General features: G+C 66.7%; 14 protein-coding genes. 11 read left to right on the top strand and 3 right to left on the bottom strand.

The annotated features are described in order from the left end of the window. Nucleotides 1-62: 62 nt before the first annotated feature. The gene (locus SGR02S_RS13000) at nucleotides 63-1,133 is read right to left on the bottom strand and encodes a quinone-dependent dihydroorotate dehydrogenase (protein ID WP_067110477.1); all 1,071 of its coding nucleotides are present in this window, start codon (nucleotides 1,131-1,133) and stop codon (nucleotides 63-65) included. A gap of 83 nt (nucleotides 1,134-1,216) precedes the next feature. Between SGR02S_RS13000 and SGR02S_RS12995 the strand changes: the two genes are divergently transcribed. The 10 genes from SGR02S_RS12995 (at nucleotide 1,217) to SGR02S_RS12955 (ending at nucleotide 10,362) form a co-directional block, all read left to right on the top strand. Next, nucleotides 1,217-3,025 (top strand): DUF885 domain-containing protein, encoded by a 1,809-nt coding sequence (locus tag SGR02S_RS12995; RefSeq protein WP_067110474.1) that lies wholly within the window; start codon nucleotides 1,217-1,219, stop codon nucleotides 3,023-3,025. A 95-nt stretch (nucleotides 3,026-3,120) separates the two neighbouring features. Continuing rightward, nucleotides 3,121-4,002, top strand: a complete 882-nt coding sequence (locus SGR02S_RS12990) for a helix-turn-helix domain-containing protein (RefSeq protein ID WP_067110472.1) — start codon at nucleotides 3,121-3,123, stop codon at nucleotides 4,000-4,002. 295 nt (nucleotides 4,003-4,297) lie between these two features. Then, nucleotides 4,298-4,801: an Rrf2 family transcriptional regulator gene (locus tag SGR02S_RS12985; protein ID WP_067110465.1), complete on the top strand. Its 504-nt coding sequence runs from the start codon at nucleotides 4,298-4,300 to the stop codon at nucleotides 4,799-4,801. A gap of 4 nt (nucleotides 4,802-4,805) precedes the next feature. After that, nucleotides 4,806-6,308 (top strand): Fe-S cluster assembly protein SufB, encoded by a 1,503-nt coding sequence (gene sufB, locus SGR02S_RS12980; RefSeq protein ID WP_067110463.1) that lies wholly within the window; start codon nucleotides 4,806-4,808, stop codon nucleotides 6,306-6,308. Beyond that, a complete protein-coding gene (locus tag SGR02S_RS20100) occupies nucleotides 6,305-6,580 on the top strand; it encodes a hypothetical protein (protein ID WP_156483074.1) in 276 nt (91 codons plus the stop codon). The genes sufB and SGR02S_RS20100 overlap by 4 nt, the downstream gene beginning before the upstream one ends. Then, on the top strand, nucleotides 6,564-7,325 hold the full coding sequence (gene sufC / locus SGR02S_RS12975) for a Fe-S cluster assembly ATPase SufC (RefSeq protein WP_067110462.1): 762 nt from the start codon (nucleotides 6,564-6,566) through the stop codon (nucleotides 7,323-7,325). The genes SGR02S_RS20100 and sufC overlap by 17 nt, the downstream gene beginning before the upstream one ends. Before the next feature lie 121 nt (nucleotides 7,326-7,446). Continuing rightward, entirely contained in the window at nucleotides 7,447-8,178 is a 732-nt protein-coding gene (locus tag SGR02S_RS12970; RefSeq protein WP_067110460.1) for a SufD family Fe-S cluster assembly protein, read from the top strand. Between the two features lie 38 nt (nucleotides 8,179-8,216). Next, a complete protein-coding gene (locus SGR02S_RS12965) occupies nucleotides 8,217-9,419 on the top strand; it encodes an aminotransferase class V-fold PLP-dependent enzyme (protein WP_156483077.1) in 1,203 nt (400 codons plus the stop codon). Beyond that, nucleotides 9,416-9,898 carry an SUF system Fe-S cluster assembly protein gene (locus SGR02S_RS12960; protein WP_067110457.1) on the top strand — a complete coding sequence of 161 codons (483 nt, stop codon included), beginning with the start codon at nucleotides 9,416-9,418 and terminating at the stop codon, nucleotides 9,896-9,898. Before SGR02S_RS12965 ends, SGR02S_RS12960 begins: the two co-directional genes overlap by 4 nt. A 101-nt stretch (nucleotides 9,899-9,999) precedes the next feature. Further along, nucleotides 10,000-10,362 carry a HesB/IscA family protein gene (locus SGR02S_RS12955; RefSeq protein WP_067110455.1) on the top strand — a complete coding sequence of 121 codons (363 nt, stop codon included), beginning with the start codon at nucleotides 10,000-10,002 and terminating at the stop codon, nucleotides 10,360-10,362. 222 nt (nucleotides 10,363-10,584) lie between these two features. Here SGR02S_RS12955 and SGR02S_RS12950 read toward each other — a convergent pair whose 3' ends face one another. Together SGR02S_RS12950 and SGR02S_RS12945 are read right to left on the bottom strand one after the other, a co-directional pair. Beyond that, nucleotides 10,585-11,301: an extensin-like domain-containing protein gene (locus SGR02S_RS12950; protein WP_255211474.1), complete on the bottom strand. Its 717-nt coding sequence runs from the start codon at nucleotides 11,299-11,301 to the stop codon at nucleotides 10,585-10,587. Between the two features lie 37 nt (nucleotides 11,302-11,338). Further along, nucleotides 11,339-12,709, bottom strand: a complete 1,371-nt coding sequence (locus SGR02S_RS12945; protein ID WP_067110507.1) for a cytochrome P450 — start codon at nucleotides 12,707-12,709, stop codon at nucleotides 11,339-11,341. A 259-nt stretch (nucleotides 12,710-12,968) separates the two neighbouring features. Here SGR02S_RS12945 and SGR02S_RS12940 point away from each other — a divergent pair. Continuing rightward, the coding region (locus SGR02S_RS12940) for a chromosomal replication initiator protein DnaA (protein ID WP_067110449.1) at nucleotides 12,969-13,687 on the top strand (719 nt) is incomplete at its 3' end.

The following is a 13,687-nucleotide window of genomic DNA, read 5'->3' as shown; positions in this document are numbered from 1 at the left end:
CATTGGCGCGGCCCTTGGGCCAGCGCAACCCCGACCTCTTCTTCCTTGGCACGGGTCTTCGCCTAGCCGCCCGCTCCCACCGCGTCGGCCACCCGCGCGAAGCCGTCGCGCGCGGCGAGCGTTTCCAGTCCGCGTGCGATGCGGCCGGCAAGGCCCGGCCCTTCATAGACCATCGCCGAATAGAGCTGGACGAGGCTGGCGCCCGCGCGGATGCGCTCCCACGCCTGTTCGGGCGACGCGATGCCGCCTGCGGCGATCAACGGCAGTCTGCCCCCGCTCGCGGTGCGGAAATCCCGGACGCGCCGAAGCGCCAGTTCGGCGAGCGGCGCGCCCGACAGCCCCCCCGCCTCGCCCGCGTGGCGCGACGCGAGCGGCGGGCGCGTGATCGTCGTATTCGACACGATCACCGCCGCGAGCCGCTTGTCGAGCGCCACCGCGACGATATCGTCGATGTCGGCGGGCTCGAGGTCGGGCGCGACCTTCAGAAAGACGGGTTTCACGGCCCCTGCAGGCTGCGCCGCGGCGACGCCGTCAAGCAGCGCCTCGAGCGCGCCCTTGTCCTGCAGGGCGCGCAGCCCCGGCGTGTTCGGCGAGCTGATGTTGACGGTCAGGTAATCGGCGAGCGGCGCCATCGCCGCGGTGCCCTTCGCATAGTCGGCGATGCGGTCGGCGCTGTCCTTGTTCGCGCCGATGTTGATGCCGAGCGGCACCGGCAGGCCGTGGCGGCGCAGGCAGGCGATCCGTCCGGCCGCCGCCGCCTGCCCGCCGTTGTTGAAGCCCATGCGGTTGATGATCGCGCCGTCCTCGACCAGCCGGAACAGGCGCGGGCGCGGATTGCCCGCTTGCGGCAGCGGGGTCAGCGTCCCGACCTCGACGAAGCCGAAACCGAAATGCGGCATCGCGTGCGCGACGCGCGCGTCCTTGTCGAAGCCGGGCGCGAGCCCGACCGGATTGGGGAAGGACAGACCCGCGAATTCGGTCGCGAGCGCCGGGCTGGTCAGCGCGCGCCGCGCGCGCGGCAGCGGCTGGAGCGCGGCGAGCGTCAGATTGTGCGCGGCCTCGCCATCGGTGGCGTGGACGATCGGGCGGGCCAGCGCATAGGCGGCATCGCAGGCGGAGGCGAAGAGCGACATGGCCCGCCATTGCGCCGCGCCGGCCGCTATGGCAAGCCCCACAGCGGATCGGGCAAATCCGCCGGACATAACAGGAGATTATCGTGTCGCACCGCCGCATCGCCGCCAGCCTGTCGACTTGCCTGATCGCGCTCGTTGTCGCGGGCTGCGCTCCCGTGACGGCCGAGCGGGCGCCCGCCGCCGCGTCGATCCCCGTCCCGCCCGCCGGCGCGGGGCTTGCCGATTTCTTCGAGCAATATGACGCCGCGCAGCTCTCGCTGAGCCCGCAGAGCAAGGCCTATCGCGGCATCCGCGACCAGGATTATGGCCGCTGGAACGATGTCGGCGACGAAGCCGAGGTCGCGAGCCACAAGCTCCAGCAGGCGACGGCGGAGGCGATGCGCGCCAGCTTCGACCCGCGGACGCTTTCGCCCGACGATGCGCTGTCGTTCGAACTGTTCAACGCGCAGGCGGAGCGGGCGGACCGGCTGTTCGCCTTTCGCGACCATGCCTATATCTTCGACCAGATGAACGGCGCGCAGAGCCGGCTCCCCGCCTTCCTCATCAATATCCACCGCGTCTCCGACGCCGTGGAGGCGCAGGCCTATGTCGACCGCATCCGCGGTCTCGGCCCCGTTCTCGACGCGCTGAGCGCCCAATCGGCCGCGCGCGCGCAAAAGGGCATCCAGCCGCCCAAATGGGTCTATGCCTATGTCATCTCCGACATCGAGAATCTGATGAAGCCCGACAATGCGGTGATCGAGGACATCGCAGCGAAGGTCGGCAAGCTCGATGCGCCCGATGCGGAGAAGGCGCGGCTGGTCGACGCCGCGCGGGCGGCGTGGACCGAAAGCGCCGGGCCGGCCTATGGCCGCCTGCTCGCCGAGATGAAGCGCCAGCAGGCGGACGCGCCGACCGCCGACGGCATCTGGCGCCTGCCCGACGGCGCCGCTTATTATCAGGCGCTGCTCGCCAATTACACGACCACCGACATGAGCGCTGCCGAGATCCACGACCTCGGCCTGCGCGAGGTCGCGCGCATCCACGGCGAGATGAAGGCGATCATGGCGAAGGTCGGCTTCAAAGGCACGCTGCCGCAGTTCTTCGAGCATCTGCGCACCAGCCCGCAATATTATCACACGACGCGCGAGGCCTATCTCGCCGACGTCGCGACGCGGGTCACGGCGATGGAGGCGCGGCTGCCCGCCTTCTTCAACACGCTGCCCAAGGCACATCTGCAGGTGAAGGCGGTCGAGGCGTTCCGCGAGAAATCGGCGGGCAAGGCCTTTTACCAGTCGCCGTCGCCTGACGGGTCGCGGCCGGGCACCTATTACGTCAATCTCTACGACCTGCGCGACATGTCGAAGACCGAACTCGAGGCGCTCGCCTATCATGAGGGGGTTCCCGGCCACCACCTCCAGCGCGCGGTGCAGACCGAACTCACCGGCCTGCCGCCCTTCCGCCGCTTCGGCGGCTTCACCGCCTATACCGAGGGCTGGGGCCTCTATTCGGAGGAGCTGGCGAAGGACATGGGTTTCTATACCGACCCCTACAGCGACTTCGGCCGGCTCGGCATGGAATTGTGGCGCGCGTGCCGGCTCGTCGTCGATACCGGCATCCACGACAAGCGCTGGAGCCGCGAGCAGGCGATCCGCTATCTCAAGGACAACACCCCCAACCCCGACGGCGACATCGAAAAGGCGATCGAGCGCTATATCGTCTATCCGGGTCAGGCGACCGCCTATCTGATCGGCAAGCTCAAGATCATGGAATTGCGCACCCGCGCGCAGGCGGCGCTGGGCGAGCGTTTCGACATCCGCGCCTTCCACGACGTGGTGCTGCAATCGGGGCCGGTGCCGCTCGACGTCATGGAACGGCGCATCGATGCGTGGATCGCGCACGAAAGCGCCTGACGCCTTTGATCATTGCGGCTTGACGCCCCGCCGCTTATGGAAAATTATACGTGCTGGAAACAAGGCGGCAATAAAGCCGCCGAGGGTCGTTCGTCATGTCAGACAATGCGTCCGCGGGCGCGGGGAGCAGCGCGCCGTTCGAGCTTCACTATTTTCCGCCCGATCCCGATCTGGCGGAGATGGTGTCGAGCTTTTACTGCGCGCGCATCAACATGCCGCGCTTCGACGAATATGAGCGCGCCGACCGGCCGCAGTTCCGTTTCCTGACCGTGGCCGACGGCGAATATGTCTTTGCCGACGGCCATCGCACATCGGTGTGCCGCGCCAACATCATCGGGCCGACGAGCGGCCGCGTGCGCGCGATCAGCAATGGCCCGACGCAGATCTTCGGCTTCGGCATGCTGCCGGCGGGCTGGGCGGCGCTGATGGGCGCTGACGCCGAAAAGCTGACCGATCGCGCGATCGACGCCGCCGACCTGTTCGGCGACTGGGTGAATGAGGTCGCGAGCCGCTTCCACGATGCGGCGAGCGACGCCGAACGGCTGGTCATCGGCAACAATTTCGTGCGCGAGGTGCTGAAGCGGGGCGAGCCGGCGCCGATGTGGTTCATCCGCACCGTCGACCGCTGGCTGACCGAGACGGCCTCCCCCCACGTTCCCGACCTGGTCGCGGCCACCGGCATGTCGATCCGCTCGGTCGAACGAATGACCAAGCATTTCTATGGCCTGTCGCCGCGCATGCTGGCGCGCAAATATCGCGCCGTCCGCGCCGCCGCGGCGCTGGCGCGCGGCGAGGATCTCGAATCGGCGCATCTCGGCGATGCCTTCTACGACCAGTCGCACCTGATCCGCGAGATCAAGCGCTTCGCCGGCGCGACCCCGGGACAGCTGGCGACACCGACGCTCTATACCGAGGCGACGACGCGCGGACGCAAGCAGCTCGCGGGCAAGGTCAGCCCGATCGTATCGGACACATAGGCAAGTCGGCGACGGCCGCATTTACCATCAAAATTTTTGATCGCGTCGATTTGGCGTTTTCATACAATCGCGAATCGCGGCGCGCGCATAATCGGACATTGCGACCCAGAAGAGCTCTTCCTTTTCACGAGGACTGAGACCTTCATCTCGGCACTCGTTCGGCTTCGGCCGGGCGGGTGCCTTTTTATTTGCGCCGCACAAAATCGCCTTGCTTGCACCCCGCGCTTGGCTCGCCTATATAAGTGGAGTAATTTACTCCAGTTAAGAATCATTCGCAATTCCAGCGAGGAAATCCGTGCGCCTGTCCAACCTTGCCGATTATGCCGTGGTGCTGATGAGCGCCGCCGCGCGCCAGTGCGGGTCGCAAGTCGGTTCCGGGCCGCTGCACGCCGCGCGGCTGGCCGAGCAGACGGGCATTCCGGGGCCGACGGCGCAGAAGCTGGTGAGCCTGCTCGCCCGCGCCGGACTGCTGGTCGCCTCGCGCGGCAGCGGCGGCGGCGTGCGGCTGGCACGGCCCGCCGCGGCGATCAACATCGCCGAGATCATCGAGGCGGTCGAAGGCCCGATCGCGCTGACCGCCTGCTGCGACGAAGGCCGCCACGACTGCGGTTTCGAGGGCAGCTGCCAGATTCAGCCGCACCTCGGCATCGTTAACGGCGCGGTGCGCGCGGCGCTCGCGGACATCAGCCTCGCGACCCTTACCGTTGCGCCTGCAAAGGCGGAGGTCGCCAGTGCGCTCGCTGCGGCGCCGCAGGATAAAAAGACAGCGACCCCGGCCTTCGCCGGGGCGACGAGTTAGAGACATGACCGATACACCCGAAACCCCCACGAAAGATATCGACGTCAAGGACCAGGCCGCTCGCGAAGCCGCGCTGCGCGTCGCCGATTACGAGCATGGCTGGTCCTCGCCGATCGAACAGGAATTCGCGCCCAAGGGGCTGAGCGAAGACACGGTGCGCTTCATCAGCGCCAAGAAGAGCGAGCCCGCATGGATGCTCGACTGGCGCCTGAAGGCCTATCGCCACTGGCTGACGATGACGCCGCCCGACTGGGCGAAGCTCAACGTCCCGCCGATCGACTATCAGGACGCGTACTATTATGCGGCGCCCAAGGCGAAGCCGAAGGTGTCGAGCCTCGACGAGGTCGATCCCGAGATTCTGAAAGTCTACGAAAAGCTCGGCATCCCGATCGAGGAGCAGAAGGTGCTCGCCGGGGTCGAGGGCGCGCGCAAGGTCGCGGTCGACGCCGTGTTCGACAGCGTTTCGGTCGCGACGACCTTCCGCGAAGAGCTCAAGAAGGCCGGCGTCATCTTCCTGTCGATCAGCGAGGCGATCCGCGAGCATCCCGACCTCGTGAAGAAGTGGCTCGGCCGCGTCGTGCCGATGCACGACAATTATTTCGCGGCGCTCAACTGCGCGGTCTTCTCGGACGGTACCTTCGTCTATGTGCCAGAGGGCGTGCGCTGCCCGATGGAGCTGTCGACCTATTTCCGCATCAATGCCGAAAATACCGGGCAGTTCGAACGGACGCTGATCGTCGCCGACAAGGGCGCCTATGTCAGCTATCTCGAAGGCTGCACCGCGCCGATGCGCGACGAGAACCAGCTTCACGCCGCGGTGGTCGAACTGGTCGCGCTCGACGATGCCGAGATCAAATATTCGACCGTCCAGAACTGGTATCCCGGCGATGCCGAAGGCAAGGGCGGCATCTATAATTTCGTGACCAAGCGCGCGCTGTGCCAGGGCGCGCGGTCGAAGACGTCGTGGACGCAGGTCGAGACCGGCAGCGCGATCACGTGGAAATATCCGAGCTGCGTCCTCAACGGCGACGACAGCGTCGGCGAATTCTATTCGGTCGCGGTGACTAACAATTATCAGCAGGCCGACACCGGCACCAAGATGATCCACAACGGCAAACGCACCCGCTCGACCATCGTCAGCAAGGGGATCAGTGCCGGCAAGTCGAACGGCACCTACCGCGGCCTCGTCCGCGTCGCGCCGAACGCCGAGGGGGTGCGCAACTTCACCCAGTGCGACAGCCTGCTGCTGGGCGACCAGTGCGGCGCGCACACCGTGCCCTATATCGAGGTCCGCAACCCGAGCGCGCAGGTCGAGCATGAAGCGACGACGAGCAAGATCAGCGACGACCAGCTTTTCTACGCGATGCAGCGCGGGCTTTCGCAGGAAGAGGCGGTGGCGCTGATCGTCAACGGCTTCGCGAAAGAAGTGCTGCAGCAGCTGCCGATGGAGTTCGCGGTCGAGGCGCAGAAGCTGCTGGGGATCTCGCTGGAGGGAAGTGTGGGATGACAGCTTTCCCGAACGAAATCGAAACTCGCGGCGACGCAATACGCTTGCTCGGCACCTTCGATGGTCGAGAACAGCTTGAAATAGGCGAGTGGGACATAGATGATTTTATGTCGATCCCACACGCTGATCCGGTGATCGATCGATGTCGTCGTCGCGTTAGAGACGAACTCATCAATCTACTTTCTTCACGAGACGAGGCGGTACGGCAACGCATCACGCCGTTGGTCTCCGAAATCATCGCTGAATTGGAAAACAATGCTTCGAATCAATAATCTCCACGCCACCGTCGCAGACAAGCCGATCCTGAAGGGGCTGTCGCTCACCATCGATGCGGGTGAGATTCATGCGATCATGGGGCCGAACGGCGCGGGCAAGTCGACGCTATCCTATGTGCTCGGCGGTCGGCCGGGATATGAGGTCACCGAGGGATCGGCCACCTTCACGCCTTCGCTTCAGGCAGGGGCGATCGACCTGCTCGCCCTCGACCCGCACGAGCGCGCCGCCGCCGGCCTGTTCCTCGGCTTCCAGTATCCGGTCGAAATCCCCGGCGTGTCGAACGTCCAGTTCCTGCGCGAAAGCCTGAACGCCCAGCGCAAGGCGCGCGGACAGGAACCGCTCTCGGGCGGCGAGTTCCTGAAGATCGCGCGCGAGAAGGCGGGGCTGCTGGGGCTCGACATGGACATGCTCAAGCGGCCGGTGAACGTCGGCTTTTCGGGCGGCGAGAAGAAGCGCAACGAGATGGTGCAGATGGGCATCCTCGATCCGACGCTCGCGATCCTCGACGAGACCGACAGCGGCCTCGACATCGACGCGCTGCGCGTCGTCGGCGAGGGGATCAATGCGATCATGCGCAAACCCGACAAGGCGGTCCTGCTCATCACCCATTACCAGCGTCTGCTCGATTATGTGCAGCCCGATTTCGTCCACGTCCTCGCGGCCGGGCGCATCGTCAAGTCGGGTGGGCCGGAACTGGCGCGCGAGCTGGAAGAACATGGCTATGCCGAGGTGGTGGCGTGACCCTATACGCGTACCCTTCCCTCCATTGTCATGCCGGACTTGATCCGGCATCCCGCTTTTCCGACGTGGGAAGCGGGACCCCGGATCAAGTCCGGGGTGACGAAATGCGGGAGGTAGAGGCGTGACGACCGCCATCCTCCCCACCCGTCGCGACGAAGCGTGGCGCTATGCCGACATCGAAGCGGTCGCCGCGGCATGGCCCCTGCCCGCGCCCGAGAGCATCATCGTGCCCGCGGGTGGCAACTTCGCACGCGCCATCGTGCAGGATACCGGCGCGATCCGGCAGATCGAGCTGGTGCTCGGCAAGGGCGCGGCCGCGTCGCTGCATGTCCTCAACATCGGCGGCGCCTATGGCCGCATCGAACTGAACGTCACGCTGCACGAGGGCGCCGACTTCACGCTCGGCGCGGCGCAGATCGGCGGCGGTGAGCAGACGCTGGAGATCGTCACTACCGTCACCCATGCCGAACCCGGCGCGCGCTCGCGGCAGATGGTGCGGTCGGTGCTCGGCGGCACCGCGACGGGCACCTATCTTGGCAAGGTCGCGGTCGCACGCGGCGCGCAGCAGACCGACAGCGAACAGGACGTGAAGGCGATGCTGCTCGACCGCAGCGCCACCGCCAACGCCAAGCCCGAGCTCGAAATCTTCGCCGACGACGTGCAATGCGCGCACGGCTGCGCGATCGGCGAGCTCGACGCGCAGGCGCTGTTTTACCTCCAGTCGCGCGGGCTTCCGCCCGCCGGCGCGAAGAAGATATTGCTCCAGGCCTTCGTCGCCGGCGTGTTCGACGGCGCCGAGGACGAGGCGCGGTTGCAGGAGCTGGCGCTGGCGAAGCTGGGAGAATTGGTGTGACCAACCTCTCTTCTCCGTTCGCATCGAGCGAAGTCGAGATGCCTCTCGGCAGCGCACGCACGCCCGGTGTCTCGACTTCGCTCGACACGAACGGCATTCGGGATCAGTTTCCCGGCCTTACCCCCGGCTGGCATTATCTCGACAGCGCCGCCACCGCGCAGAAGCCGCAGGCGGTGATCGACGCCTGCACGCTGGCGATGGGGCGGGACTATGCGACCGTCCACCGCGGTGTCTATGCGCGCTCGGCCGACATGACGCTCGCCTATGAGGCGGCACGGCGGCGGATTGCGGCGTTCATCGGCGCGACCGAGGACCAGATCGCCTTCGTGCGCGGTGCGACCGAGGCGATCAACCTCGTCGCCTATGCGCATCCGAAGAAGGGCCGCGTGCTGCTGTCGCTGCTCGAGCATCACAGCAATATCGTGCCGTGGCAGCTCGCGGGCTGGCAGATCGATGTCTGCCCGCTGACCGCCGACGGCCGGATCGACCTCGACGCGGCCGAACGCATGTTGACGCCCGATCATACCATGGTCGCCTTCGCGCATGTGTCGAACGTGCTCGGCAGCCCGCTCGACGTCGCGCGCGCAGCGGAGCTTGCGCACCGCGTCGGCGCCGAGTTGCTGGTCGACGGCTGCCAGGCGGTGCCGCGGCTGCCGGTCGACGTCGCGGCATTGGGCTGCGACTATTATGTCTTCTCGGGCCACAAGCTCTATGGCCCGACCGGCATCGGCGTGCTGTGGAGCGACAGGCTCGACACGCTGCCGCCGTGGCAGGGTGGCGGGTCGATGATCGACCGCGTGACGTTCGAGAAGACGAGCTACGCCCCCGCCCCCACCCGCTTCGAGGCGGGAACGCCGGCGATCGTCGAAGCGCTGGGGCTCGCGGCGGCGGTCGACTATGTCGATGCGATCGGCCTCGACGCGATCCACGCGCACGAATGCGCGCTGGTCGGGTCGCTGCGCGAACAGCTTGCGCGGCGCAACAGCGTCACGCTGTTCGGTCCCGACACCAGCGCCGGGATCGTCAGCTTCGCGATGGCGGGTGTCCATCCGCACGACATCGGCACGATCCTCGACGAAAGCTCGGTCGCGATCCGTGCCGGGCATCACTGCGCCCAGCCGCTGATGGAGCATCTGGGCGTGGCCGCGACCGCCCGCGCGAGTTTCGGGCTTTACAGCAACGACGACGATGTGGCGGCGCTGATCGACGGCCTCGCCCGCGTCGAAAGGATTTTCGGATGACCGACGAACGCACGATCCGTATCGAGGAAGTCGAAAGCGTCGATGCGCCGCCCAGGGCGCGCGTCGCCGATGCCGAGGCGGCGCCGGAAACGATGGGCGCGAAGCTCGAACGCAAGCGCGACTATCTGGATGGCTTCCTGTCCGCCAAACCGGCCGCGGCCGACCCGAACGCAGTCGGCGGCGACCTGTACGAAGCCGTCGTCGCCGCGCTCAAGGACATTTACGACCCCGAAATCCCGGTGAACATCTACGACCTCGGGCTGATCTACAATGTCGAGATCGACGAGGGGCATGTGGCGATCACCATGACGCTGACGACCCCGCATTGCCCGGTCGCCGAATCGATGCCGGGCGAGGTCGAACTGCGCGTCGGCGCCGTGCCCGGCGTCGGCGATGCCGAGGTCAACCTCGTCTGGGACCCGCCCTGGTCGCCCGAGGCGATGAGCGACGAGGCGAGGCTGGAACTGGGGATGCTATGACCCCTCTCGCAAGCGCGAGGGGGTTGGGGGTGGGCCGCGGGCCGAATCATCCCTATATAGAATGAACCACCCCCGGCCCCTCCCCAGGCGGGAGGGGGGAGATGACGATGACGGACACGAAAACCAGAACCCGCCCCGCCGCGGTAACGCTGACCCCCGGTGCCGAGGCGCGCGTCGCGGCGCTGATGAAAAGCGCCCCCGCGGGCGCGATCGGCGTCAAGCTGTCGACGCCGCGCCGCGGCTGCTCGGGCCTCGCCTACTCGGTCGACTATGTGACCGAAGAGGACCGGTTCGACGAAAAGATCGAGACGCCTGGCGGCACCTTCTACATCGACGGCGCCTCGGTGCTCTACCTGATCGGCAGCGTCATGGACTGGGTCGAGGATGATTTCGCCGCGGGCTTCGTCTTCCAGAACCCCAACGCCAAGGGAAGCTGCGGCTGCGGCGAGAGCTTCACCGTTTAAAGCGTGACGATATCGAATGGACTCGTCATTGCGAGCGGCGAAGCCGCGCAGCAATCCAGAGTGTGCGTAGGCCGCCCTGGATTGCTTCGCTCCGCTCGCAATGACGAAGCGGGTCAATCCAATATCATCATGCTTTAAGAAACAAGCGCCCCGAATCGGGATCCCAATCCGTTCGTTTCGAACGGAAAGAAAGGTCGGATCGAGAGCATCCGCGCCCACCCCTCAACGGCAGACCGACCAGCCCGCGGTGCGCACCGCCATGTCGAGGTGGAAATGGTTGGCGTGCGCCGCGTCGTGGTCGGGCGACAGCACGGTGCTGAACAGGCCGCATGAGCCGTCGCGCACCGCGTGCAGGAACTCGCTTCGCCGGTCGCCGTCGTCCCAGTCGTTGATCAGCGCGATGCGCGTTCCGTCGGCAAGGACGAAGGCCGAAATGTCGATTGCATTGGCGGTCGAATGCTCGCTCTGCGCCGCGCGCCCGGCGATGGTGCGGCAGTTGTAGCTGCCCAGATTCTCCAGCTCGACGACCTTCTGCCCGAAATATCGCTGCGCGAGCGGCTGCACGACGTCGCGGGTCCACAGGCTCATCGCCGCGGTCACCGCGCAGCCGGGGGCGGCGTTGGCCGGGCGGAGCGAGGGAACGAGGCGGTCGCCGGTGAGCACCATGCGCTGGCTGGTACGGCAGGCGCCCTCGCCGACGACAGGCCGCCGCTGATACCCCGCCCCCGCCCGCTCGAACGCCGCGAAGCAGCCGGCATCGTCGCCGACGAGGCCGATCAGCTTGCGATGCGTCGCCCAGCCCTGCGGATGCGCAAGCTCGAACCGCGCGCCCGGCCAATGTTCGGGATGATCGCGCATCCATGTCATCGCGCGGATCGCGGCGACGGTCACCAGCAGGGCGGCGACGAACCACAGCAGATAGGGCCGGAAACTCTTCACCGCCCCCACGTGGCGGATCGCGCCCCGCCCGGCAAGGTCAGAGCGGCGTCAGCGTCACCGTCAACCCATCCTTCGGCCGCGGGATCGGCCACATCTGCCAGTCGGGCGCATAGCCGTCCGCGATCTCGATGCGATGCGTCGTCAGCACGTGGTGAAAGAAAATCTTCGCCTGCATGTGCGCGAAATGCAGCCCCAGGCACATGTGCGCGCCGCCGCCGAAGGGCACCCATGCATATTTGTGCCGCCCCTTCGCCGCGTCGGGGGCAAAGCGCATCGGGTCGAACCGTTCGGGATCGGGCCAATATTCGTCCATCATGTGCGTATAGCTGGGGCTGACGCCGACGTTGGTGCCGGCGGGAATGCGATAGCCGCCGAATTCGAAATCGCGCAGCGCGCGGCGCGGGATCACCGGAACCGGCGGGATCATCCGCAGCGCCTCCTTGAACGCCCATTCGGTGAGTTCGAGTTCGCCCAGGCTGTTGTGCCCGACACCCTCGCCCGCGGGCGCGACGCGCAGCATCTCCTCGCGCAGCCGGTCCTGCCATTCGGGATGCTGCCCCAGCAGCCAGACGAGCGACGTCACCGAACTGGTGATCGTGTCGTGCGCCGCCATCATCAGGAAATTCATATGGTCGACGATCGCCTCGACCGACAGATATTCGCCCTCTTCGTCCTTCGCCTGGCAAATCTGGGTGAAGATGTCGTCGCCGGTCGAGGCGCGGCGTTCGGGGACCATCTTCGTGAAATATTCGACCAGGAATTTCCGCCCGGCGACCCCGCGCCCCATCGCGGTGAACGGCAGGGGCACGCGGACAACGCCGATCGACGCCTGCACCATGTCGACGAACGCCTTGTTGATTCGTTCCGCCTCCGGACCCCAGGGGATGCCCAGAAAGCTGGTCGCCGCAAGGTCGAGCGTCAGCTGCTTGATCGCGGGATAGAAGGCGAAGCGCGTCCCGCTCCAGCGCGCGACACGGTCCCTGATCCCCTCGTTGAGCGCATCGGCATAGAGGCGCATCGGCTCGGGCTTGAAGGCGACCGACAGCGTACGGCGGTCGGCGCGATGCTTGTCGAAATCCATCAGCATCAGCCCGCGCGGGAACAGCAGGTTGAGCACCGGCCCCCAACCCTGTTCTGACGAGAACAGCTTGTCGCGGTCGAACAGCACCAGCTCGTTCGCTTCCGGCCCGACGAGCGATACCCCGCGACCGCCGAAGCTGCGGGCGCGATAGACCTTGCCGTGGCGGTCGACCATGCGGTTGGTGAAGCCGACGGGATCGCGAAGCTGCGCCAGCGTCGTGCCGAGCAGAGGAATCCCGTCGTCGCCCGGGATATGATCGAGCGCGCTTTCGGGGCCGCGCGGCAACCAGTGCGCGGTGTCGGGACCGAAGCGGCGTTCGGACCACATGCTATTCGCGGGGGCATTCATTGTCGCATCATCCTTGCTGATTCACCCGATCGCACCGACGCTATCGCCCTATTGACACCGATGCAAGCAAGTGCCGGACGCGACAATGCGACCTGTCGGCCTCCCCCTCCCGCAAGCAGGAAGCGAGAGCCGGCGTCGTGTCGCGCATCCATTCTCCATTCACCGCGAATTCAACTCGACTCGGGCAGTTTGTCCGACGGAAAACGGACCGCCTCGCTGGTCCGGAAAGGACAAGATCATGCGCAAGACGATCCGTCGCCCCCTCTCCCTCGCGCTTGGCGTGGTCGCGACGACCGCGCTCGGCGGCTGCTATTACGGCGACGTCTATGGCAGCAGCTATGCCTCCGCCGGGGCCTGCCCCGACGCCTATTACGACTACGACCCCTACAGCTATGACGACGGTTACGGCTATGGCTGCTACGATCCGGCCGATTACGGCGGCGGCTTCGTCCAGATCGGCTTCGGTGGCGGCTGGTACGACGATTATTATTATCCCGGCTACGGGATGTGGATGTACGACAATTACCGCAACCGCTATCCGCTACGCGGCCAATATCTGAACTATTGGGGCGGTCGGCGCGCGTGGTGGAAGCACCGCGGCGATCGCGGCGGCGGTCAGTGGCAGGGCAGTACCCGCCCCGGCAACCCGCCCGTCCGCCCGGGACGCCCCGGCGGCTGGCAAGGCCATGACGGCGACCGGCCGCAAGGCACCCGGCCCGGCCGCGGAACGCCTCCGGCGGCCGGCCATAACCCCACCCGTCCCGACAATGGCACCGCCCAGCCCCCGCGCCGTCCCGGCGGTTGGCAGGGTCGCGATGGCGACCGACCTCAGGGCACTCGACCCGGTGGCTGGCAGGGTGGTCGCGACGGCGATCGATCGCAAGGTACGCGCCCGGGCCGTGGCACGCCTCCGGCGGCGGGCAACCGCCCCGGCGGCAACGGGGCGGTCCGCCCGCC

The sequence above is a fragment of the Sphingopyxis granuli NBRC 100800 genome (assembly GCF_001591045.1).
In the GTDB taxonomy this organism is placed as follows: Bacteria; Pseudomonadota; Alphaproteobacteria; order Sphingomonadales; family Sphingomonadaceae; genus Sphingopyxis; species Sphingopyxis granuli.
Note: the sequence above shows the minus strand (reverse complement) of the source record. Positions and strands in the feature narration are given on the sequence as shown.

Coding starts and splice junctions, on each gene's coding strand:
- SGR02S_RS13000 (WP_067110477.1), bottom strand. CDS start 1,133: ATGTCGCTCTTCGCCTCCGCCTGCGATGCCGCCTATGCGCTGGCCCGC.
- SGR02S_RS12990 (WP_067110472.1), top strand. CDS start 3,121: ATGTCAGACAATGCGTCCGCGGGCGCGGGGAGCAGCGCGCCGTTCGAG.
- sufB (WP_067110463.1), top strand. CDS start 4,806: ATGACCGATACACCCGAAACCCCCACGAAAGATATCGACGTCAAGGAC.
- SGR02S_RS20100 (WP_156483074.1), top strand. CDS start 6,305: ATGACAGCTTTCCCGAACGAAATCGAAACTCGCGGCGACGCAATACGC.
- sufC (WP_067110462.1), top strand. CDS start 6,564: ATGCTTCGAATCAATAATCTCCACGCCACCGTCGCAGACAAGCCGATC.
- SGR02S_RS12965 (WP_156483077.1), top strand. CDS start 8,217: ATGCCTCTCGGCAGCGCACGCACGCCCGGTGTCTCGACTTCGCTCGAC.
- SGR02S_RS12960 (WP_067110457.1), top strand. CDS start 9,416: ATGACCGACGAACGCACGATCCGTATCGAGGAAGTCGAAAGCGTCGAT.
- SGR02S_RS12955 (WP_067110455.1), top strand. CDS start 10,000: ATGACGATGACGGACACGAAAACCAGAACCCGCCCCGCCGCGGTAACG.
- SGR02S_RS12945 (WP_067110507.1), bottom strand. CDS start 12,709: ATGTGGTCCGAACGCCGCTTCGGTCCCGACACCGCGCACTGGTTGCCG.